Source organism: Pedobacter frigiditerrae (genome assembly GCF_032678705.1).
Lineage (GTDB): Bacteria > Bacteroidota > Bacteroidia > Sphingobacteriales > Sphingobacteriaceae > Pedobacter > Pedobacter frigiditerrae_A.
Genome location: NZ_JAVTSS010000001.1, coordinates 1,715,130 through 1,737,962, shown reverse-complemented (window position 1 = coordinate 1,737,962; position 22,833 = coordinate 1,715,130). Strand labels below are relative to the sequence as shown.

General features: G+C 35.4%; 18 protein-coding genes. 8 read left to right on the top strand and 10 right to left on the bottom strand.

Features of this window, described 5'->3' with window-relative positions:
* Nucleotides 1–32 precede the first annotated feature (32 nt).
* Nucleotides 33–419 carry an STAS domain-containing protein gene (locus tag R2Q59_RS06905; RefSeq protein ID WP_316784688.1) on the top strand — a complete coding sequence of 129 codons (387 nt, stop codon included), beginning with the start codon at nucleotides 33–35 and terminating at the stop codon, nucleotides 417–419.
* 6 nt (nucleotides 420–425) lie between these two features.
* Nucleotides 426–1,337 carry a ribonuclease Z gene (locus R2Q59_RS06900; protein ID WP_316784686.1) on the top strand — a complete coding sequence of 304 codons (912 nt, stop codon included), beginning with the start codon at nucleotides 426–428 and terminating at the stop codon, nucleotides 1,335–1,337.
* A 1-nt stretch (nucleotide 1,338) separates the two neighbouring features.
* Here R2Q59_RS06900 and R2Q59_RS06895 read toward each other — a convergent pair whose 3' ends face one another.
* The 10 genes from R2Q59_RS06895 to R2Q59_RS06850 form a co-directional block, all read right to left on the bottom strand.
* Nucleotides 1,339–1,947: an alpha-ketoglutarate-dependent dioxygenase AlkB family protein gene (locus tag R2Q59_RS06895; protein ID WP_316784684.1), complete on the bottom strand. Its 609-nt coding sequence runs from the start codon at nucleotides 1,945–1,947 to the stop codon at nucleotides 1,339–1,341.
* A gap of 85 nt (nucleotides 1,948–2,032) precedes the next feature.
* Entirely contained in the window at nucleotides 2,033–2,743 is a 711-nt protein-coding gene (locus tag R2Q59_RS06890) for a 2OG-Fe(II) oxygenase (protein ID WP_316784682.1), read from the bottom strand.
* Nucleotides 2,744–2,745: 2 nt separating this feature from the next.
* Nucleotides 2,746–3,597 (bottom strand): methylated-DNA--[protein]-cysteine S-methyltransferase, encoded by an 852-nt coding sequence (locus R2Q59_RS06885; RefSeq protein ID WP_316767251.1) that lies wholly within the window; start codon nucleotides 3,595–3,597, stop codon nucleotides 2,746–2,748.
* A 68-nt stretch (nucleotides 3,598–3,665) separates the two neighbouring features.
* On the bottom strand, nucleotides 3,666–4,391 hold the full coding sequence (gene pgl, locus R2Q59_RS06880) for a 6-phosphogluconolactonase (protein WP_316784680.1): 726 nt from the start codon (nucleotides 4,389–4,391) through the stop codon (nucleotides 3,666–3,668).
* 100 nt (nucleotides 4,392–4,491) lie between these two features.
* Nucleotides 4,492–6,003 carry a glucose-6-phosphate dehydrogenase gene (zwf, locus tag R2Q59_RS06875; protein ID WP_316784678.1) on the bottom strand — a complete coding sequence of 504 codons (1,512 nt, stop codon included), beginning with the start codon at nucleotides 6,001–6,003 and terminating at the stop codon, nucleotides 4,492–4,494.
* A gap of 11 nt (nucleotides 6,004–6,014) precedes the next feature.
* On the bottom strand, nucleotides 6,015–7,439 hold the full coding sequence (gene gndA / locus R2Q59_RS06870; RefSeq protein WP_316784676.1) for an NADP-dependent phosphogluconate dehydrogenase: 1,425 nt from the start codon (nucleotides 7,437–7,439) through the stop codon (nucleotides 6,015–6,017).
* A 1-nt stretch (nucleotide 7,440) separates the two neighbouring features.
* Nucleotides 7,441–8,049, bottom strand: coding sequence for an HAD-IA family hydrolase (locus tag R2Q59_RS06865; protein WP_316784674.1), 609 nt, complete (start codon nucleotides 8,047–8,049; stop codon nucleotides 7,441–7,443).
* A complete protein-coding gene (locus tag R2Q59_RS06860; protein ID WP_316784673.1) occupies nucleotides 8,049–8,807 on the bottom strand; it encodes an ROK family protein in 759 nt (252 codons plus the stop codon). The genes R2Q59_RS06865 and R2Q59_RS06860 overlap by 1 nt, the downstream gene beginning before the upstream one ends.
* A gap of 129 nt (nucleotides 8,808–8,936) precedes the next feature.
* Nucleotides 8,937–10,121, bottom strand: coding sequence for a DUF1624 domain-containing protein (locus tag R2Q59_RS06855; protein ID WP_316784671.1), 1,185 nt, complete (start codon nucleotides 10,119–10,121; stop codon nucleotides 8,937–8,939).
* Between the two features lie 37 nt (nucleotides 10,122–10,158).
* Complete coding sequence (locus R2Q59_RS06850) at nucleotides 10,159–10,467, bottom strand: hypothetical protein (RefSeq protein WP_316767237.1); 309 nt, start codon at nucleotides 10,465–10,467, stop codon at nucleotides 10,159–10,161.
* Nucleotides 10,468–10,796: 329 nt separating this feature from the next.
* Between R2Q59_RS06850 and R2Q59_RS06845 the strand changes: the two genes are divergently transcribed.
* The 6 genes from R2Q59_RS06845 (at nucleotide 10,797) to R2Q59_RS06820 (ending at nucleotide 22,721) form a co-directional block, all read left to right on the top strand.
* Nucleotides 10,797–13,904, top strand: coding sequence for a TonB-dependent receptor (locus R2Q59_RS06845; protein WP_316784669.1), 3,108 nt, complete (start codon nucleotides 10,797–10,799; stop codon nucleotides 13,902–13,904).
* An 11-nt stretch (nucleotides 13,905–13,915) separates the two neighbouring features.
* Entirely contained in the window at nucleotides 13,916–15,469 is a 1,554-nt protein-coding gene (locus tag R2Q59_RS06840; protein ID WP_316784668.1) for a RagB/SusD family nutrient uptake outer membrane protein, read from the top strand.
* Between the two features lie 342 nt (nucleotides 15,470–15,811).
* Nucleotides 15,812–16,714, top strand: coding sequence for an AraC family transcriptional regulator (locus R2Q59_RS06835; RefSeq protein ID WP_316784666.1), 903 nt, complete (start codon nucleotides 15,812–15,814; stop codon nucleotides 16,712–16,714).
* The gene (locus R2Q59_RS06830) at nucleotides 16,715–18,136 is read left to right on the top strand and encodes an arabinose isomerase (RefSeq protein ID WP_316784664.1); all 1,422 of its coding nucleotides are present in this window, start codon (nucleotides 16,715–16,717) and stop codon (nucleotides 18,134–18,136) included.
* A gap of 43 nt (nucleotides 18,137–18,179) precedes the next feature.
* Nucleotides 18,180–19,673: a glycosyl hydrolase family 39 gene (locus tag R2Q59_RS06825; RefSeq protein WP_316784663.1), complete on the top strand. Its 1,494-nt coding sequence runs from the start codon at nucleotides 18,180–18,182 to the stop codon at nucleotides 19,671–19,673.
* Nucleotides 19,674–22,721, top strand: coding sequence for a glycosyl hydrolase (locus tag R2Q59_RS06820; RefSeq protein WP_316784661.1), 3,048 nt, complete (start codon nucleotides 19,674–19,676; stop codon nucleotides 22,719–22,721). It begins immediately after the preceding gene.
* Nucleotides 22,722–22,833: the final 112 nt, after the last annotated feature.

Sequence of the window (22,833 nt, the reverse complement as noted above, 5' to 3'; positions counted from 1 at the left end):
TCGTTACTTTCGTTTAAATAAAATACCATATCATGAAATTCTCTACAGATAAACACGAAAAATATGTTGTTCTAAAATTGGACGAGCCAAGGTTCACCAACGACAACACGCCTGCATTAAAATCAGAATTTATTTTGTTAAATACTGAAGGCTATCGTAATATAGTTTTAGACTTATCTGTTGTAGAAGAATGTAATGATTCACAGGATTTAAGCTGTCTTTTAGTAGGAGATAGACTTTGTAAAAGTGCTGGAGGTGTTTTTGTTGTTACAGGGGTTAACAATTCAATTGCAAAAATTGTTAAGATGTCAAACCTTCATAATTCAGTTACGTTTGTAAATAAATTAGATGAAGCCACAGATTTAATCTTTATGGAAGAAATAGAGAAAGAATTACGTGGAGGTGTAGATAAAGGATAACTTCTAATGAAATTTGAAGTAACCATTTTGGGTAGCAGCTCGGCTACTCCGGTTCACAATAGAAATCCAACAGCTCAATTATTAAATTGTAATGAAAAGTTTTATTTAATTGATTGTGCCGAAGGAACGCAACAGCAGTTAATTAAGTTTAACCTTAAAGCTTCTAAAATTGACTATATTTTTATTAGTCACTTACATGGCGACCATTACTTTGGGTTAATTGGATTGCTTTCTAGTATGCATCTAAATGGTCGTATAAAACCTCTTTACATTTATGGCCCTGCGGCTTTACAAGAAATACTTGAGCTTCAGTTTAAACATTCAGATACACATTTGAAATATGAGCTGGTATATTTTTATACGGATACCACTCAAAGTGGTGTAATTTTCCAAAATAATGACGTTACTGTAGAAACGATTATTTTAAATCACCGCATTCCTTGTACTGGTTTTAAGTTTACTGAGAAAAAGCGATTAAGAAAACTCTTGATTGATAAATTGGAACAAGATAATATCCCTGTAGAATTATATCCATTATTAAAACGAGGGGTTGATTTAGATTTGCCCAATGGTGATGTCATTAAGAATTTAGATTACACTACAGATTCTGCAGAACCAAAATCTTATGCATATTGTTCGGATACCTTATTTGATGAACGCTATTTCGAAACCATAAAAGGTTGCGACACACTTTATCATGAGGCTACATTCTTGCATGAAATGTTAGATAGAGCAAAAGAAACACATCACACAACTGCACTACAAGCAGCAGAAATCGCTCAAATAGTTGGTGCTAAGAAGTTGCTGATTGGACATTTTTCATCAAGATATAAGACTTTAAGTGAGTTATTGGATGAAGCAAAAACAGTATTCCCTAAAACTGAGCTTGCTATTGAAGGATTAACCTTTGAGATATAATTTAACGAACAATACTTCTAAAGGTTAAATTAACTCTTGGTTTGTTGATCAACTTTGTTGGCGGTAAGCGATGCAGCCAATTGGTTTGAGTTTCATCCTTCATCACCAGTAAACTTCCATTTTCTAAGATTAAAGAAACAATTTGTTTAGTCTCTTTATGTTTAAATGCAAATTTCCGCTCTGCGCCAAAACTCATAGAACCGATGGCTCCATTTTTCTTTAAATCCTTTTCCCCATCGCTATGCCAAGCCATTCCTTCATCACCACTGTGATATAAATTTAATAAACACGAATTGTAGGTTTCACCAGATTTATCCTCTGCCAGTGCCTTTAATTCTAATAATTCTTTAGTCCAAATTAAAGCCTGTTTGGTTACATTAGAGTAAGTATATTCGAATGGATAATCTCCATACCAAGCCACTTTTCTTTTGGTAAGGATATGTTTTCCAAAAATCACAGCTTCATCATTTTTCCACTCAATGGTTTCTAAAAGACAATTATAATAATGATTAGCCTGTTGATTAGACATAATTTTTCCATAATAATTTACTGTTCCACCTTCTGGTAAAAGATTAATGTTTTGAGCAGGTTGAGTGTTGAATAAATCCATTTTAGAGACAAATTGTCAAACTTTTTTAAGGCAGGTTATAAGTTTGACAAAGTTTAAAATTTTTAATTAAAGAAACCATCTGTTTTTAAGACAAGGCATTGTGAAATATAATGCCCAAAGTATAACGTTCGCCGCTATGCAATTCACTTACACCATGTTTCATAATTGCTCTATAATATCCCTTTGAACCTTTAACAGGTCTAAAGTTTGTCGTGAAGATTAAAATATCACCTCTTTTAGGTTTTAAAACAATCGCTTTCGATTGTGCCCTTACATTTTGTTGAGTCAACACAAATTCTCCCCCAGTATAATCAACATCTGCATCGTTTAAAAATATAACCATTTGTATGGGAAAATAGATGTCGCCATATAAATCTTGATGAAGCGTATTAAACCCACCCTTTCCATATTTTAAAATTAGAGGAGTTGCCTTGGTTTGTCCGTTATCGTGACAGCGTTTTAAAAAATCATTATAAACTAACGGATATGAGGTATCTATGTTCAATACTTTCATCCAATTATTTGCTATTGGAGCGAGTAATGGATATAAGCTGTTTCTTAAGTTGGTAATGATGTTAGGTAAAGGATAATTGAAATATTTGTATTCGCCCAAACCAAAACGATAACGTTCCATTACTACAGTTTTTCGATATAAATCAGCTTGATTATAGTTTGCAATCAACTCATCGCATTGCTCATTGGCTAAGCTATTATTAATGATTGCATAACCATTCTGATTCATTGCTTCTGCTAAAGCATCTCTATCAATGCTTTTTATATCAAATAAAGCTTCCATGATTACAATTGTGCTAAATTAGTTTGGGCTGCTTCCCAACCTAGCATTGCAGTTTTACGAACACTTCCCCAGTGGTACTGACCAAAATTGCCAGACGATTGAATAACGCGGTGGCAAGGGATTAGAAAGGCAATGGGATTGCTGCCAATAGCTGAACCAACTGCCCTTGATGCATTTGCATTTCCAATTTTTTGGGCAATTGAACCATAGGTTGTAAAGCTTCCTTTTGGAATTTTTAACAGCATTTCCCAAACTTTTAATTGAAAAGGTGTGCCTTTTAAATGGAGTTTAAGACTTTTTGTTTCCTTCCAATTGCTGCCGAAAATCTGTAAGGCATCTTCTTGATTTTTATCAGTTAGTTTATTGAAATTTGCTTTTGGCAGTTGTTGATGAAGTTCTCCAAATGCTAAAGCTTCATCATCGGCAAATGCCATGTAACAAACACCCTTAGCTGTAGCTGCGATTAATAAATTACCAAAAGGAGTATGGTGGTAATTGTAATTTACGATTAGATTTTCTCCACCATTTTTAAATTCGCCTGGAGTCATCCCTTCAATGTTTACAAAAAGGTCATGGAGTCTTCCTGTTCCAGATAAACCTGTTTCAAAAGCTACTTCAAACAGTGTTGCTTGCTCATTTTTGAGCATATTTTTAGCATAAGATAAACTAAGGTATTGCAAGAACTTTTTCGGACTAACGCCTGCCCATTCAGTAAATAATCTTTGAAAATGAAATGGACTTAAATTTACTTTCTCTGCTATTAAATCTAAATCTGGCTGAGTCTTAAAATTCTCTTGTAAGTAACTAATTGCTTCCGCAATGCGATGGTAGTTTAACTCCTCTTGTGTGTTCATTTGATTCGTTTTGATACATACAAAAGTAGGGGATGCCTAAGTGGTATAAAACCCGATACTTGCTAATATTATAAGTCCAATAAACTTGTAGCCTTATCATCAACAAACCAATCTAGATTGCCATCAACAGGTTTAATCAGTTGCGCTGGATAAATAAAATAATCTTTTTGTTCATCTCCAATTACGTGTCTTAGGGCATTTGCTTTATTATCTCCGAAGGTGATAAAGGCAATGTTTTTAGCTTTATTGATTAGCGGTGCAGTTAAACTGATGCGATAGGTGTCTAATTTTTCAACCCAAACAGATTCTACTGTAGGGTGAATGCTTTTTATGAGCTCAGTATTTGGGAAAATTGAGGCTGTATGTGCATCATCACCCATTCCTAAAAGGATTAAATCGAATATAATTTCTTCTTCGCCAAAATGTTTGTCTAAGGCTGCTTTATAAGCTTTTGCAGCATCTGCAGCAGGTAAAGTGGTGTCGAAATAAAAAATGTGGTCTTCTGGAGTTTGTAGGTTATTAAACAAGGTTTCCTTTGCCATTAACCCATTGTAATCTTTATGGTCTGGCAAAACATATCTTTCATCACCAAAAAAGAAATATACTTTGGTCCAATCTATTTGGTCTTTAAACGTGGTTGATATCTCTTTATAAAGTTCTTTAGGAGAGTTTCCGCCAGTTAAAACAAAATCAAATCTGCCTTTTGTTGCTATAGACTCATTGGCAATTTCGATTACGTATTTAATTAAGTTCTCGTTAAGTTCAGCGATCGATTTAAAGATGTGTAAGTTCATTATTCTAAAAAAAGGTAAACGCAAAGAACGCCAAGACTTTCGCGAAGAAAATAAGCTCTTCTTCTTTGCGTAATTCTTTGTGCTCTTTGCGGTAAAAATATTATTTATCCTTTAAAGGCAAAGTAAACCAGTGGAAACCATCCTTAGCAATTAGTGCCTCAGCATCTTCTGGTCCCCAGCTATCTGCTGGGTAGTTAGGGAAGTTTAGTGATTTTTTGCTTTCCCAAGTATTGATGATTGGCATAACTAATTCCCATGCCGCTTCTACTTGGTCGCCACGCATAAATAAAGTTTGGTCGCCATTCATTGCATCTAAAAGCAAGGTTTCGTAAGCCTCAGGTGTATCAGTATCATAAGTTCCTTTGTAATCGAATACCATATCAACAGGATTTAAAACCATTTTAACACCAGGTCTTTTCGCTTGAACTTGTAAACGAATACTCATTTCTGGCTGAATGCTAATAATTAGGCGATTTTGTTGCCAAGTTTCTGTAGCTCTTGATGAAAAGATATGATGGGGAACATCCTTAAATTGGATAGTAATAATTGAAGAAGTTTGGTTCATCCTTTTTCCGGTACGTAGGTAAAAAGGAATTCCCTGCCAACGCCAGTTATCTATAAAAAATTTAACGGCTGCGAAGGTTTCTGTATTTGAATGAGGGTCAACACCTGTTTCGTGTCTATATCCTGGTACTTCTTTTCCTTCTACCCAACCTTTGCTGTACTGACCTCTAACTGCATTTGAACTAATTTCTTCAGGTTTAAATGGGCGCATTGCTCTTAAAACCTCAACTTTTCTATCTCTAATTTCATCTGCATTAAACGAAATAGGAGCTTCCATTCCAACTAAACAAAGCAATTGCAATAAGTGATTTTGGATCATGTCTCTTAATGCACCCGCTCCTTCGTAATAACCACCACGGTCTCCAACGCCTAATTGCTCTGTAACTGAAATTTGTATGTGTTCTATGTAGTTTCTATTCCACAATGGCTCAAATAACGAGTTCGCAAAGCGGAAAGCCATCATGTTCTGAACTGTTTCCTTACCTAAATAATGATCTATACGATAGATTTGTTTTTCAGTAAAGATTTTGCTCAACAATAAATTTAGTTCTTTGGCACTTTCTAAATCATTACCAAACGGTTTCTCTATTACAATTCTGCTATTATCTTCATTCTGAGTTAATTTATATTTGCATAAACATTCTGCAATTAATGGGAAGAAATTTGGTGCAACCGCTAGATAAAATATAACCTGAGTATCAGCGCCAAATTCAGACTGATACTTTTCGATCTCTGTTTTTAAACCTTCAAATGTTTCTGGAACAGTAACATCTGTTGAGCAGTAATGGATATTTTCTTCAAAACTATCCCAATTTTCTTTTTTAACCTTGCCATTTCTAGAAAATTGATTTACATTTTCTAAAATAACTTCTTGATATTTTTTATCAGTAAATTTTGTTCTTCCAGTACCAATTATTGAAAACTTTTCTGGCATATAACCTTCCGTAAATAAGTTATATAAGGCAGGGGCGAGTTTTCTTTTATTTAAATCTCCTGTGCCACCAAAAATTACAAATATGGTTGGATTAAGTTTACTTTTTTTCTTCATTTTAATAGGGATTATGAGTTCTTTTGATTCCAATCTGCGTGGAAAATTCCCTCGCTATCAATTCTTTCAAAAGTATGTGCACCAAAGAAATCTCTTTGAGCCTGTGTTAAATTAGAAGGCATTCTGCCAGTTTTTAATGTGTCAAAATAGGTTAGGGCAGAAGTGAAACAAGGAGTGGCAATACCAGCATTAATTGCAGATGAAACCACATTTCTTGTACCTTTTAAACTTTTTTTGATTTTAGCTTGAACACCAGCATCGGCAAATAAATGCTCTAAATCTGGCTGTTTTTTATAAGCTTGATAAATATCTTCTAAAAATTCTGCTCTAATGATACAACCACCACGCCAGATTTTGGCGATTTCAGATAAGTTTAATTCGTATTTATATTCTATGGATGCTTTCCACAATAAGTGCATTCCTTGTGCATAGGCATTCGCCATTGCAAAATAGAATGCTTCTTCTAAATCATCAATAAAATCTGCACTGGCTTTAATTTTTTCTGAAGCACCGTAAGCTTCTTCAAGCTGAACTCTTAATTTCTTAAGTTTTGATAGATTTCTAGTGGAAACAGCCGCATCTATACTTGGAATTGGTGTTTCAACATCCATTGCAACTTGTGAAGTCCATTTTCCAGTTCCTTTAGATTTTGCTTCATCTTTAATTTCATCCACTAATAAATTACCAGTTTTCACATCCTTAAATAAGAAAACATCTTTGGTAATTTCCATTAAAAATGATTTTAAACGACCATTGTTCCATTTCTCGAAAACTTGTTGGATTTGGTCATTATCATAATCTAAACCATTTTTCATGATTTCGTAAGCCTCTGCTAATAATTGCATAATTGCATATTCGATACCATTATGTGTCATTTTAACAAAGTGACCAGAAGCACCTGGACCAATGTAAGTTACACAAGGGTCGCCATTTGCTTTTGCAGAAACAGCCTCTAACATATCCTTAACTACAGCATAAGCTTGTTTATCTCCACCAGGCATCATACTCGGACCAAATCTAGCTCCTTCTTCACCTCCAGAAATACCCATTCCGAAGAAATGAATTCCTTTTTCGGCTAATTCAATAGATCTTCTGCTCGTATCAGTAAAGTAAGAGTTTCCACTGTCGATGATGATATCGCCTTTGGTTAATAATGGTTGTAGTTCTGAAATTACACTGTCAACAATGGCTCCGGCAGGTACTAATAAAATAATAGTACGTGGACTTTGTAAGCTATCTACAAACTCTTGTATATCTGAAAATCCTTTAAGGTCATGTGCTTTACCTTCTTCTTCAAATATTTGGAGCATTTTTTCGCTCTTGTCATATCCAGTTACAGCAAAGCCATTATCGGCCATATTTAATAGCAAGTTGCGCCCCATGGTTCCTAAACCAACCATTCCGAAAGCGAACGTAGCTTTTTTATCGTTACTCATTTTATGATTTATTTATACTTTCTAAAATTGTTTTACTTTCTTCAAATTCTTTGTGTACGAAAGCATTAAAGCCTAATTGTTTAGCAATTGAAACGTGAATTGCCCTATCGTCAAAATACATGCAGTGTTGAGCTTCTTCTTGCGCAATGCCTAGTGCAAGTTTGAAAATTGAAGGGTCTGGTTTTGAGAATCCTACTTCACATGATGAAATAAATGCATCGAATACTTGATGAAGGTTGAATTTCTTAATTCGATAATCATTAAACTCTTTTCCTTCATTATTGATAGAAAAGATTTTAATCCCTGTTCTTTTTTTCCACTCCGCTAACCAAGGTAAAAAATCTGGAAGTTCTGTAGTTCTAGAGAACATAAATTGTTTAAAATCTTCCTTTGTGAACGAGCGTTCAGCGTTAAATACAACGCAATCTAGGTATTGGTCTAAAGTTAATTTTCCGTTTTCGAATAACGTAAAGGCCACAGAATGGTCTTTTTGAAATTGGATAGGTTCTAAGTCGAATTTTTCAATGGCCAGCATTCTTGATTTATGATTCCAGCCATCGCTTAAAAGAACACCTCCAATATCTAAGAAGAGTAATTTAATGTTTGTCATTATTTCTTATTAGGATATGTAGTATGGATATGATATTTTTCTTTGGCAAGCCATAATTTTGCTCCGCCCTTAATACCGTCTTTATTAGAAACCAATTTGATATTTTTTTCTAGTTCAAAATTGATTTCATTTGAGTTTCCGCCGCCAATATACAATTTATCGTAATTAAAAACAGTTTTATATATCTCAATTAAGTATTGTAAACGTTTGTTCCACTTCTTTTTACCCACTTTAAGAAAGCCTCTATCTCCAATAAAATCATCATAATCATCGGTTTTACTAACAGGTAAATGAGCCAATTCTAAATGAGGCAATAATTCTCCGTCAAATAGTAATGAGGTTCCAAATCCTGTACCTAATGTAAATACAATCTCAAAGCCCTTGCCACTTACAATGCCTAAACCTTGTTGGTCTGCATCGTTAATTAAACGAACAGGTTTGCCGAATAAGTTGGCCACCTGTTGTGCCAAGTTTACATTTATCCATTTGTTTTCTGCAAGGTTAGGAGCGGTTTGTACAATGCCCATTTTCACATAGCCTGGAAACCCGATTGAAACCTTCTCAAAAGCTTTAAAATCGGCACAAAGTTTTTTAATAGCTTTTAAAACTTCTTCAGGAGTAGAATTTTTAGGCGTAGGTGTTTTTTTAAAATCTGTTAATAATTTACCTTTTGGACTTAGTAAACATGATTTAATATTGGTGCCACCAATGTCTATTGATAAAATATCGCCCTGTGGAACCTTGGTTTTTGCTGGCATAAGCTTTGAGTTTTAGGATAATTTTTTGATTTACCAAAGAAACAAAAAATGCAACAAATAGGTTACTTAAGACGTAATAATTGTGTAATAACTTCAGCGTTAATTATCAACAAATTTAAATAATGTTGATTAAACTTTACAAATAGCTAAGCCACCATTGTGTATGTGTCGATTTATATTTTGAAACCAAACGCAAGGACGATAAAGTATAGCTACAATACTTAACCAAATCAAATAAACGATAGGTAAAACATATCCAAAAGTTGCAGGACGGAATAAAAATGGAATGTTAGGATCTGCAATGTCTTTAGTCCCATAACCGTGGGCAAAAAAGCAAATAACCACTATAACATGGATAACATAAAAATGTAACACATAATAAAAGAATGGAACTTTGCCATAAACCATCATTATTCTGGCAAATCTGTTTTTCACATTTTCTATAACAGATAATAACATTAAAGCAGGACCTAATGTCATTCCCAAATACTGTAAGGATGGTGGATATTTGCTTACGTTTAAAAAGTCAAAAAAGTTCTTCAAGGCATCTCCATAATCTTTTCTTGGCTCTGGATTGCCGTATAAGCTAAAATACCTTAATACTAGAAAAGATACAAAAAGCCCTAAGCCAGAATAGAATAAATAACGTTTTCTTTTAACTTCATCAAACGCAGCGCTGTACCATTTGCCAATAGCAAAACCTACAAACATAACTCCTGTCCAAGGTAAAATAGTGTAAAATACACCTATAATATGTTGGTCTCCTATTGGGATGAATTGAGCTCTTGTAGTAAGCGTTAAATCAATAAAACTACCAAGAAATGTTTTTGGGTCTATTGAAATATAGTTGAGGATATTATGCCCAAAGAATAAAATCAATCCAATAACTGCTACCAAGCGATAAGAGATTCTGCTCAATAGACCTAGCAAAATCATACTCCAACCTATAGACCATATTACTTGAAGGATAACGAGATTATAAAAAGGATTAAAGGTTAAGCCAAAGGTGATAATAACAATCTCTACAAATAATAACCAAAAACCTCTTTTAATTAGAAATAAGCTGGCTTGCTTAGGGTCTTTGTTTTGCGATGATAAATAGGCAGAAATACCAGAAAGGAAGACAAAAGTTGGTGCGCAATAATGAGTAATCAACCTGGTAAAAAACAAAGGTATTGTTGTTCCGTCTGGATTCATTGGGTCGCTCATACCACTTGCATGAAAGAAATCACGAGTGTGGTCTAGGGCCATGATAACCATTACCAATCCTCTTAAAATATCAATAGATAGGATGCGTTTTTTTTCAGTTGTCATAATGGGAGCGATTTGATTTAACCTAAAATTACGATAATCAACTAAAAATTAAAACTTTAGGTTTTTTATTTATCATCGTACCAATGAGTTCTTCTGTTTCTATATTTTTGAAATATAAGGGTGATGAACCCTTAAGCTGCTTTTTGAGACAATAGTAATGATGTAAACAGTTTATCCAATTAATGGCAGCAATTTTATCTTTCCATATTTGCGGATATAGAAAAACTGTATCACTTTCTAACCTAATTACATTTTTACTTTCTAAGGCTGTAACGTTAGCAATAATTTGTGCGGTCTGTTGGGCTAAATTTCCTTTGAGATTTACTTTTTTGTTAGCATAAATCATGGTGATGAATTTTGAGCTAAAATAGGCAATCAATTTAAATCATAGGTTATCTAGTTTGCTTAGAAATAGTAAATAAATCAGATGTGTACAATTTGATGATTCTTTTGTCTTATTTGATATTTAATTGAATTTATGATAATTCTTATGGTAGGATAATTTAATATGAAACATATCGAAATTCATAAGAAATATTAAATAATCATAAAATGAAAGTTAAAATAATGTTAAAGATGTATTTTTTGGGATAAAAATATCAAATTGCTACAGGATGGCGCATAACTGGTAAGGAGCACTCATCAAATAGTTTAGACTAACTAAATATATTTAAAATGAGAAAAAATCTTTACAAATCACTGTTTTGCAGGTTGTTAAGTTTGGTCTTCCTTTTTATTATTTCTATTGGCACAGTTTCATCCCAAGAGGCCATAAGTATAATAAGAGGAAATGTTTCAGATTCGATGGGGCCACTTGCTGCTGCCTCAATAAACATTAACGGAACAAAAAATGGCACCACTGCAGATGCCAGCGGTAATTACACTTTAAAGGTACAACCAGGTAATTACACCATAACGGCCTCTTTTGTGGGTTATGGAAATGTTGCTAAACAAATTAAAGCAACAGCTGGAGCTGAAACAATTGTTAATTTTAAGTTAGAAGGTTCAACAGAACTAAAAGAAGTAACGGTAACGTATGGTAAGCAAAAATCTCGTGAAGTTACAGGTTCAATCGCCACTATTAACGCTGCTAGTTTGCAAGATATGCCTGTTGGCCAATTTGCACAGCAATTGCAAGGCAAGGTAGCTGGTGTGCAGGTAATGCAAAGTAGCGGTCAGCCAGGTAGGGGCGTAGAATTTCGTATTAGAGGTGCGGCATCATTTTATGCCAATAACCAACCCCTGTTTGTAATAGATGGTGTACCAATAACAGGAAGTATAAATAACATCAATCCTTCTGAAATTGAAAGTTACAGTATTCTGAAAGATGCATCGGCAACTGCTTTATACGGTTCAAGAGCCTCCAATGGTGTAATTTTAATTACTACCAAACACGCCACAGGCGGAGAAACTAAAATTGAGTTTAACAGTAATTACGGAATTCAGAAAATCCCAACTGGAAAATTGCCAAAAGCAATGAATGCAAGGGAATTTGCAACTTTCATGAAAGAACGTTGGGATGATGGTGTTAAATACGACCCAGCTTATACGGTGGCGGCAGATTATAGAGCTGCCTATACAGACCTAACCCAATATGGCGAAGGCACCAATTGGTTTGATTTGTTAACTAGGTCTGCACCAATTCAAAATTATGATTTGACCCTTCAATCTTCAAAAGAAAGGTCTTCATCAACCTTAATTGCAGGTTTTCAAGAACAGCAAGGAGTAGTAATCAATACAAGTACAAAACTATACTCGGTTCGTTTTAATCAAGACATCAGCCTTGCAAACAACAAACTTAAAATTGGATTTAACTTAGCACCAAGCTATCGTATAGACCATAACAATAGATTGGCAACTGATGGTGTGGGCGGTTTGTTCGAACGCTTTTTCGAGGCAAGTCCTCTGATTTCTCCCTTTGATGCCAATGGAAATTACATTAGAAATGTGGCTTCACCTGGAATGACTACCTATGTTAATCCTTTAGCTACGCTGAACCTAACTAAAGACGATTATAAGACGACCAGAATTATTGGTAACGCTTATTTGAACTTAGAAATATTAAAAGGGCTAAGCTTGAGAACGAATTTAGGAGTTGATAAAGGTGCAGAAACAAATGATTATTTCCAGTCTGGCCAAGTAACAGGTACAGCTGGACAAACGACTGGTACAAGTAAATCTGCAGATAACGGTTCTTATACCGCAGAGGCAAATTTAAACTATGCTAAAACCTACAAAGACCATACTTTCGAAGCATTGGCTGGTTATTCAATTCAAGAATATAGTGGTACAAGTAATACATTAACTGGGCTTGGTTTTGCAAGTGATGATATTCCATACCTATCTGCGGCAACGAGTTTAACCGGGGCCAGCGGATATAATGCTTACCGTTTACTGTCTACGATTGGACGTTTAAACTATAACTACAAAGGGAAATACCTATTATCAGCTGCTATTCGTAGAGATGGTTCTTCAAGGTTTGGTAAAAACGAGCAGTTCGGTAATTTCCCTTCAATATCTGCAGGATGGATTATTAGTGATGAAAGTTTCATGAAGAGTATCAAATCTATTGATATGTTAAAATTACGTGCTAGTTATGGTATAACAGGGAATAATTTCTTTGTTGGTAATTACGATGCTCAAGCAACAATTGGGAATTACTACTATGATTTTAACGGAGTAATTACTCAAGGACAAACGATTAACAGATTGGCAAATAGCGAACTGAGATGGGAAAGAAATAAACAGTTTGATATTGGTTTAGAATTAGGCTTACTGAATAACAGAATCAGTTTCACCTATGATTATTACCATAAAATATCAGACGGTTTAATTCAGCAAAGACAAATTCCAAGAGCATCTGGATTTACTCAAATTTTATTCAACGTTGGTGAAGTGGAATTCTGGGGTCATGAGTTTACCATTAACTCTACAAATACAACAGGCAAATTAAAGTGGAATACCAACTTAAATTTTTCAGTAGATAGAAATATCATTAACAATTTGGTCGACCCAGGTTTTATCAGAAGAAACGTAACCGTTACCTCAGATTATTATCGCCAACAAGTTGGACATAGCCTTGGCGAGTTTTATGGTTTCGTTTTCCAAGGACTATATAAAGACGCTGCAGATTTAGCAAATTCTGCGAAGTATTTAGCTACACCAGCAAATCCAAATGGTTCATCAGACATTGGCACCATAAAAATGAAAGATTTAAATGGCGATGGTGTAATTGATGATATTAATGACCGTACTTTCATTGGTGACCCAACTCCGAAATTTAGTGGTGGTATAACGAATAACTTCAGCTACAAAAACTTCGATTTAAACATAAATATGTCTTTCTCGGTTGGTGGCAAAATCTTAAATGCGGCTAAGTGGGCTTATCAAACCAATATGGATGGGTCTCGTTTACCATTAGCAGCAGTTGTAGACCGTTGGAGGTCTGTTGAAAATCCAGGTTCTGGTGTTTACCCTCGTACAAAAACTGGTACTACAGCAATTGGGCGTTCGGTTAACACACAGTGGTTAGAGGATGGTTCTTACTTAACGGCAAAAAACATTTCATTTGGCTACAAATTTGCTCTTAAAGACAATTTGGTTATTAAAAACCTTAGGGTTTATGCTTCAGTTCAGCAAGCTTTTGTAATTACAGGTTTCTCTGGCTTAAATCCAGAAGTAAACTTAACAGGTTCAGATGCAACACTTGGAATTGGTGTTAACGAAGAGGCCTATGCTGTTCCAAGAACATTTTCTATTGGTATTTCAACAACATTTAAATAATCACCTACAAAATGAAAAAGATATTTATCATCATTGCCTTAATAACTTTTACGGCAACATCTTGTAAAAAAAGCTTTCTTGACTTGGCTCCAGAAGATGCTTATACAGATGAAACATTTTATAAAACCGAGGCACAATTTAAGTCGGCTGTAATAGCTGCTTATGCGCCACTTAGAGATGTGTTATTGAATGATTATTTCACCTCAGAAATGCATTCAGATAATACCATCTATCAACCAATTCCTTCAAATAGGGGAACAAATTATCTAGAAAGAGAAAACATCTCAGATTTTAGAAATACATCTACCAATGCTTATGTTGCCGCAACTTGGCAACACAGTTATACGGGTATTTCTAGGTGTAATATCGTAATCGAAAGGTTAAAAACGGCTACAGGAATTCCTGCCGCTTCAGTAGCGAATATAGACGGACAAGCTAAGTTTTTAAGAGCTCTAAATTATTTCAAATTGGTTCGTTTATTTGGCGGTGTTCCTTTGTTTTTAAAAGAAGTAACCAAAGCTGATGATGCTTTTTTACCTCGTTCATCAGAAGCAGAAGTTTATGCTCAAATTATTGCTGATGCAAAAGATGCCATCACAGAACTTTCAAATCCTGTATTCACAGCAAACAAACAAACTGGTGAAGCTACAAAAGGAGCAGCAACAATGTTATTGGCCGAGGTTTATGCTACTCAGAAAAAATGGAAAGATGCAGAAGATTTATTGCTTACCCTTGCCCCAATGTGCTATGCCCTGAATACTAATTATGCTGATGCATTTACCGTTGCCAATAAAAACAGTAGAGAATCTTTATTTGAAGTTCAGTATTTAGAAGGCACAACCACAGGTACAACGCCTAATATTATTCCAACTCACTTTTTGCCTAGAGCCTCTACAAACACGGCTTTGGTAACTGGTGCTGCAGTAGCAAATAATGGAACAGGTGGTTGGAATACACCTTCAACAGATTTGATAAATACTTTCGAGCCAAATGATAAAAGATTAGATATTTCAATTGGTATAGTAGAAGGTACTTATAATGGAAGTGATTTATTGGTTTACTCGGCGAATAAAAGCATTGTTGGTTATGTGCCAGCAGCCGGCAAAATTGGCGTACCATACATTAAAAAATACCTACTAAATACATTTACTGGCACTACTGGCTCAAGTGTTAATTTTCCAATTTATAGGTATTCAGATGCTTTGTTGTTATTGGCCGAAGTACAGAACGAACAAGGGAAATCTCCTTTAACTGCTTTAAATGCAGTGAGATTTAGAGCAGGTTTGCTAAATACAACAACAACAGACCAAGGGGTTTTACGCACCATTATTGCGCATGAAAGAAGGGTAGAGCTTGCTTTTGAAAACCACAGGTGGCACGATTTAGTAAGGTCTGGTAATGCTGTAGCTGTGATTAATGCTTTTGGTGTAACAACAAGAGCGCAATTGACTTATTTGGCCTCAGATGCTTATGTTGTAGATGCACACGATTTGTTGTTTCCAATTCCGCAAACAGACATTGGCTTAAACCCTGCGTTGATACAAAACCCTGGTTATACTAATTAAATGTGATAAGAGCCATTCGTTCTTAGATGGATGGCTCTTTTTTAGAAAAGCAAATGTTGAGAAATATTCGTCATTGCGAGGATCGATTTTTCATCGTCCGAAGCAATCTCCCTTTTTCAATTTCACAATAAACGAAAGTAGATTGCCTTTTACCTCACGATGCTTTGAATAAAGGATTTAGGACCAAAAAAAATGTGCAATTATTAAGGGTTGCATAGCTCAAAAAAGCGATATGTACAATCTGTTATTTTGAATAGACTTTTTGATATTATTTAGCACAATTAACAAATGTTGAGGATTCGTTTTTTAGATTTACGTTACATGTTCTAAACTAACCAAATTATGGACACCTTTCGTAAATACATAAAATCTGATTTTGAAACCGATGAGCCACAACCCGATTGGGGAATTAAAGTGCTTGATGTTGGTCATTATATTCATCCAGCAGGTAAATCTTATCCAGATGCGCAACATCCTGAAGATTACTTTTTTGAATGGAATAAGGGTAGGGTTTTAAAAGAGTATCAATTGGTTTACATCGCTGCTGGCAAGGGCACATTTGAAGCAAAGGGCATAGGACAAGTTGATGTGCAACCAGGTACTTTATTTTTCCTTTATCCTGGAACTTGGCATCGGTTTAAGCCAGATTTAGATAGTGGCTGGACAGAATATTGGGTAGGCTTTGAGGGGCATTATGCTAATCACTTAATGAATCAGGCTTGCTTTAACCCAGAAAAGCCATTGTTACACATGGGATTTAATGCAGAGTTCATTAACATTTTTATCCAACTGATAGACACTATTAAGTTTGGTGGTTTGGGTAGTAATCAATTGGCGGCTTGTTTAACCATTCAACTTTTAGGATTAGTTTATGCATCAGCTTTGCTAAAAAACCAGTCTAACAACCGTAAAACACAATTAATAAATAATATAAAATACAGTATCCACGAGAATTTAAACAGCGATATTTCTCCTGAAGAGTTGGCTGCTAATCACAATGTAAGTTATGCTTGGTTTCGCAAAGCCTTTAAAGAAATTACAGGGCAATCTCCAGGGCAATATCAACTCAATTTAAAAATACAAAAAGCCTGTAGAATGTTAAGTGAGACAGATTTAAGTATATCAGAAATTGCCTATCAAAACGGCTTTGTATCTGAATATTATTTCTCAAGAATTTTTAAAAATAAGATGTTCAAATCTCCATCAAACTACAGAAAAGAAATTTTACCAAAAACAACAGTATAAATGACTAAACATAATTTAAAGATTGGATTATTCGGCATCGGATTAGATACTTACTGGCCACAATTTGAAGGATTAGAAGCCCGATTAAATGGCTATGTAAATGACGTAGAAAAGCGTTTGAGCAGTTTTGGTGCTGAAGTTTTAAACTTAGGTTTAGTAGACAATGCAGAGAAGGCATTTAATGCTGGTCACGATTTTAGGAAAGGCGATGTTGATGTGATATTCCTATATGTAACTACCTATGCACTTTCATCAACCGTGTTGCCTGTAGTAAGAAGGGCAAAGGTGCCTGTTATTATTTTAAATCTCGCTCCGCAAAAAGCAATCGATTATAAAAATTTCAATCAGCAAAACAACAGAACAAAGATGACTGGTGAATGGTTGGCATTTTGCTCGGCTTGCCCAGTTCCAGAAATTGCCAATGTATTTAAACGTTCTGGAATTCAGTTTCAACAAGTAACAGGTGTTTTAGAAGACGAAAAAATATGGACAGAAATTGGAGAATGGGTAGAAGCCAGTAAGGTTGCAAATATCATGAACCACAATACTTTGGGTTTAATGGGCAATTATTACAGTGGTATGTTAGATATTTATACGGATGTAACCCTCCAATGCGCTGTTTTTGGAAACCATATAGAAATTATAGAACCTGATGAACTTTCCGCTTTGCGTGATGAAGTTGCTGAAACTGAAATTGACACTAAACTAGCTGAGTTTGCCTCAGTTTTTGAAATAGATGAGTCTTGCATCCCATTTGAATTAGATAGGGCAGCAAGAACTGCAGTTGCATTGGATAAACTAGTAGCAAGATATGATTTAGGCTCAATGGCTTATTACCACAAAGGTACAGGAAATGTAAACGCAGATACGATGAGTTCTATCATTTTGGGCAATTCGCTATTAACTGCTAAAGGCATTCCGGTAGCAGGAGAGTACGAAGTTAAAAACGCACAAGCCATGAAAATAATGGACAGCTTTGGGGTTGGTGGCTCTTTTACAGAATATTATGCCCTGGATTTTGAAGATGACATTGTTTTAATGGGCCACGATGGTCCTGGGCATTTGGCAATAGCAGAAGGTAAAATTAAGGTAAAACCTTTGCAAGTTTATCATGGCAAAGTTGGAAGTGGCTTGTCTGTAGAAATGTCTGTTAAACACGGCCCCGTAACTTTACTATCTGTGGTAGAAGATAAGGGAAAATTATTCTTTTTAATAGCTGAAGGTGAATCTGTAGCTGGTCCGATTTTAGAAATTGGAAATACAAATAGCAGGTATAGGTTTTCTATAGGCGCAAGAGCTTTTGTTGAGAATTGGAATAATCAAGGCCCTGCACATCATTGTGCGGTAGGCGTTGGCCACATCAGTACTAAATTAATAAAACTGGCTAACCTGTTAGGGATTGAAGCCGTGAAGATATGTTAGCACTAAACTATTAATCTAACCAACTATATATTTTAATCCTGTTATGAAATATTATCATTTAAATTTTAAGGCTTTAAAATCCTTCAAAATCTTCGCAATTGTTATCATTTTTTCTATAACAAATCCAATCTTTGCACAAATTAAGCCGTTAACTATTAATTGGAAAACACCAACTTTTACATCTAACACAACGCCAACGCTACAGGTTGTAGTTAATCCGATGTTAAAACGTGGAGCATCCATTCATCAGTCTTCTTTTCAAGCATTAAAAGAGATGGAGGCCGATTATGTGCGTTTTGTGCCTTGGTTTCCCTATCCAAAAGCAGCAGTGGTAGAATTGAAAGAACCAACCAAAACAGAAACCTTCTGGGATTTTCAATATGCAGACCCTATAGTAGAAGATTTCATGTTCGCTACTAAAGGGCATCCAGTAGTGATGAACTTTAGCACCATTCCAGTATGGATGTTCAAAAATCCTAAGCCGGTTATCTATCCAGAAGACCCAGACCTTCCATTTTGGGAATATAACCAAGGAAAAGAACTGCGAGACCCAACTTTTAAAGAAGTAGCCAACTATTTTGCAAGGTTATTTAGTTGGTATACAAAAGGTGGTTTTACAGATGAGTTAGGGAAATTTCACGCTTCAAAATATCATTATAAATTCGATTATTGGGAAGTGCTAAATGAACCAGACTTAGAACATAAAATTTCTCCCGAACTGTACACCAAAATTTACGATGCTGTAGTTTTGGAACTTAAAAAGATTGCTCCTGAAACCAAATTTATTGGTATTTCTGTGGCTTTAGAAACTAATCCGCAATGGTTCGAACACTTTTTAAATCCTGCTAACCATAAATCAGGTGTTCCCTTAGATGGTATTTCTTATCATTTCTATGGCCGGCCAGCCTCAAAAAACCAAACTATCGATAGTTATCAATATTCATTCTTCGACCAAGCCAATGGCTTTTTAGATAGGGTAAGGTACATTGAAAATATACGTAAAAGATTAGCGCCAAAGACCATCACCCATATCAATGAAATTGGAAATATCTTAGAAAACAGGGATTTTAAAGGAGTTATTCCAGAAGATTACTGGAATTTATCAGGCGCCATGTTTGCCTATATTTTTGTTGAGCTTTCTAAAATTGGAATAGAGGTAGCTGGAGAATCGCAATTAGTAGGTTATCCAACTCAGTTTCCAGATGTAAGTATGATGAACTGGAAAAATGGCAAACCAAATGCAAGATACTGGGCTCTGAAATTGCTTAAGGAAAACTTTGGTGTGGGCGATAAATTATATACTGCAAACTCAAATAATCCAGAAATTATAGCGCAAGCCTACATAACCAAAGCTGGTAAGAGGATTTTGTTGATTAACAAAACCAATAAAGAAATGACCCTGCCATTAACAGAATTGAATGGTGCTAAATTTGAAACGGTAGATGTAACAACTGGGGACAACCCCATCGCAAAAGGAGAAATTAAAGGCGACTCATTCGTTGTAAAACCATTTGCTGTAACTGTAATAAAATTATAAATGAAAACTTCTAGAAGAAAATTCATCAAAATAGGTTCAGTGGCTGCAGCAAGCATTCCGCTACTAAATTTAGAGAGCAAAGCTGAATTGTTTGTTGAACCTACATCAAAGTATCCTGTGGTTTCTGGCTTAGAAAAAGGTTTTTTAAGTCCTCCTCAAGCGACAAAATCTGCTTGTTATTGGTGGTGGTTTAATGCAAGGGTAGATAAAGAAGGAATTACCAGAGATTTAACTGAGTTTAGGGAAAAAGGAATTGCTGAAGTGGCCATGATTAATTCGGCAGGTGGATTAAGTGGTGTTCCTTATCCAGCTGGCGTACCTTTTTTAGGCGAAGAATGGAAGGAATTATATCGCTTTGCGATGCAAGAAGCCAAACGAGTTGGAATAGATGTCGGTATAAATCTATGCTCTGGTTGGTCAATGGGCGGACCATGGATTAAGCCTGAATTTTCTGGGAGATGGTATTTACAATCGCAATTAACGGTAACTGGTCCTCAAAAATTTGCAGCTCAATTGCCATTGCCAAATCCTAGAGACAGGTATAACAACGTTTTCAATCCACCGGGTTATAAAGATTATATCGATTTACCTTTAGATAAATTGGATTATAGAGATACAGCTGTAGTTGCATTTCCAGTAACCGATGAAATAAATAATCAGATTACAGGTGAGCGCTCTTTTGTATTGCCTGCAAAAAATAACCATCGTGATGCTACAAGTTGGTCAAGGGCTTCAGATTCTATCGGACCAACTTTATATCCTTGGCAAAATCATCCAGCAGATAAGCCTATTCCTGTTTCACAAGTCATTGATTTAACTGCTAAATTTTCAAAGGATGGAACTTTAAATTGGGATGTTCCTCCGGGGAAATGGGTAATTGTTAGAACTGGACATAGGATGACGGGTTCTAAAGTGATGGTTGCTCAGCCAGAAGGCGATGGTTTATCTATTGATTGGTTTGACCATAAATCGGTTGAGATACAGTTTGAAAACCTAGGAAAGGTGTTTATAGAAGAAGCTGCAAAAGTTGGTGCCAAGCCAAAATATTTCTGCGATGATAGCTTTGAAGATGGTTTTCCAAATTGGACAGCGAACATTGTAGCTTTTTTTAAGAAATATAGAGGTTACGATCCAGTTCCATATATGCCAGCTTTATTAGGCTATATTATTGGCAGCGCCGAAGTTTCTGACCGTTTTTTACATGACTATAGAAAAACATTGGCCGATTGTATGGCTGATGAACATTATAAACGTTTTGCGGATTTATGCCATGAGCAAGGAATTTTAATGCAAAATGAATCTGCAGGCCCAAGCCGGTCTTCAACGGTAAGTATAGATGGTTTAAAAAATCTAGGCAGAAGCGATTTCCCAATGGGAGAATTTTGGTTAGGGATTAACCACGATAAGGAAGGTGGTTTAAGTGAAGATCTTTCTTTTGGGGCAACCAGAATTGTTGGAGGTGCAGATGGGCAGAATTTAACCACTAAAATGGTCGCTACTGCTTCGCATATTTATGGCAAGGAAACGGCATCTGCCGAAGCTTTTACAAGTTATAGGCATTGGGTGGATGCGCCTGGAACATTAAAACAAGCGTTAGATAGAGCCTTTTGTGAAGGAATTAACAGAATCGCCCTGCATACCTCAACAGCTTCAAAACCTAGTGATGGTAAACCTGGCTATGAATATGGTGCAGGAACACATTTCAATCCAAACGTAACTTGGTGGGAAAAATCGGGTGCCTTTTTTAAATATGTGGCTCGTTGCCAATATTTATTACGCTCAGGGAAATTTGTAGCCGATGTACTTTATTATAACGGAGATTGGGCACCAAACTTGGTTGATGTAAAAAAAATCAATCCAGATTTGGGTAGTGGTTACGATTATGATGTTTGTAATGAAGAAGTGCTTTTAACTAGGCTAAATGTTAAAAACGGTCGCCTTGTTTTACCAGATGGAATGTCTTATCGCATTTTAGTTTTACCAGATACCAAAAGAATGCCTTTAGCTGTTCTAAAAAAGTTAAAAGAATTGGTAAAAGGTGGAGCTACAATTTCAGGTATTAAGCCAGTCATGGATACTGGTTTGAGAAGCTATCCGCTTTGCGACCAAGAAATTAGACAAATTGCTACTGAACTTTGGGGTAAAATAGATGACAAGAATAAAGTAAACCATTACGGTAGTGGTAGAGTTTTCACTGGAGTTACTACAAGGAACATCTTGTTAAAAGATGGTGTAACACCTGATTTCAGATTTACAGGCAGTACCAATTTTATAGATTTCATTCATCGTACTACAAAAGAAGCTGAGGTATATTTCTTAACCAATAGGCATAACAATAAGGCTAAAACAGAAGTTATTTTTAGAATTAAAGGTCGTAGGCCACAACTGTGGGATGCTGTATCGGGCGCCATTATGAAAGCTCCAAAATATGAAAGTCATAACGAAGGAGTTTCCTTATCCTTAGAATTTGACGCCTTTCAGTCTGTTTTTGTAGTGTTTCCAAAAGATGCATCAGCTTTGCCAAAAACCAACGATTGCTTATTGTTTCAAAACAAATCAAGCTTATCAGCCTTGCAAGAACTTAATGGCGCTTGGCAAGTTAATTTTGACACTAAATGGGGCGGGCCAGAAAAGGTAACTTTTGAAATTTTACAAGATTGGAGTTTAAGCACTGACGAGCGCATCAAGTATTATTCTGGTAAAGCCTTGTACACTAAAACATTCGATTTAAATAAACCTTTTCAAAAAGGACAAAGGTTGTTTATAGATTTAGGTATAGTTAAAGACATTGCAGGTGTTAAATTAAATGGTAAAGATTTAGGCACAGTGTGGACAACACCTTGGATGCTTGAAATTACTACTGAGGTTAAACCAACGGCCAATTTGTTAGAAATTGAAGTGATTAATCAATGGCCTAATCGTTTAATTGGAGATGTGGCACTGCCAGTTGAAAAAAGATTAACCAACACCAACATTGTATTTAAAAAGACAGATAAATTATTGCCTTCGGGATTGTTAGGGCCAGTTATTTTAAAGGTAGACTATTAATTATTAGCATATTATCATATATTCACTATTAAAGTAATCATTTATATACAATACCGACATAACAGTACATAACAGTTAAATTTCAATCAATTTCTACATTAGACAAACCAAA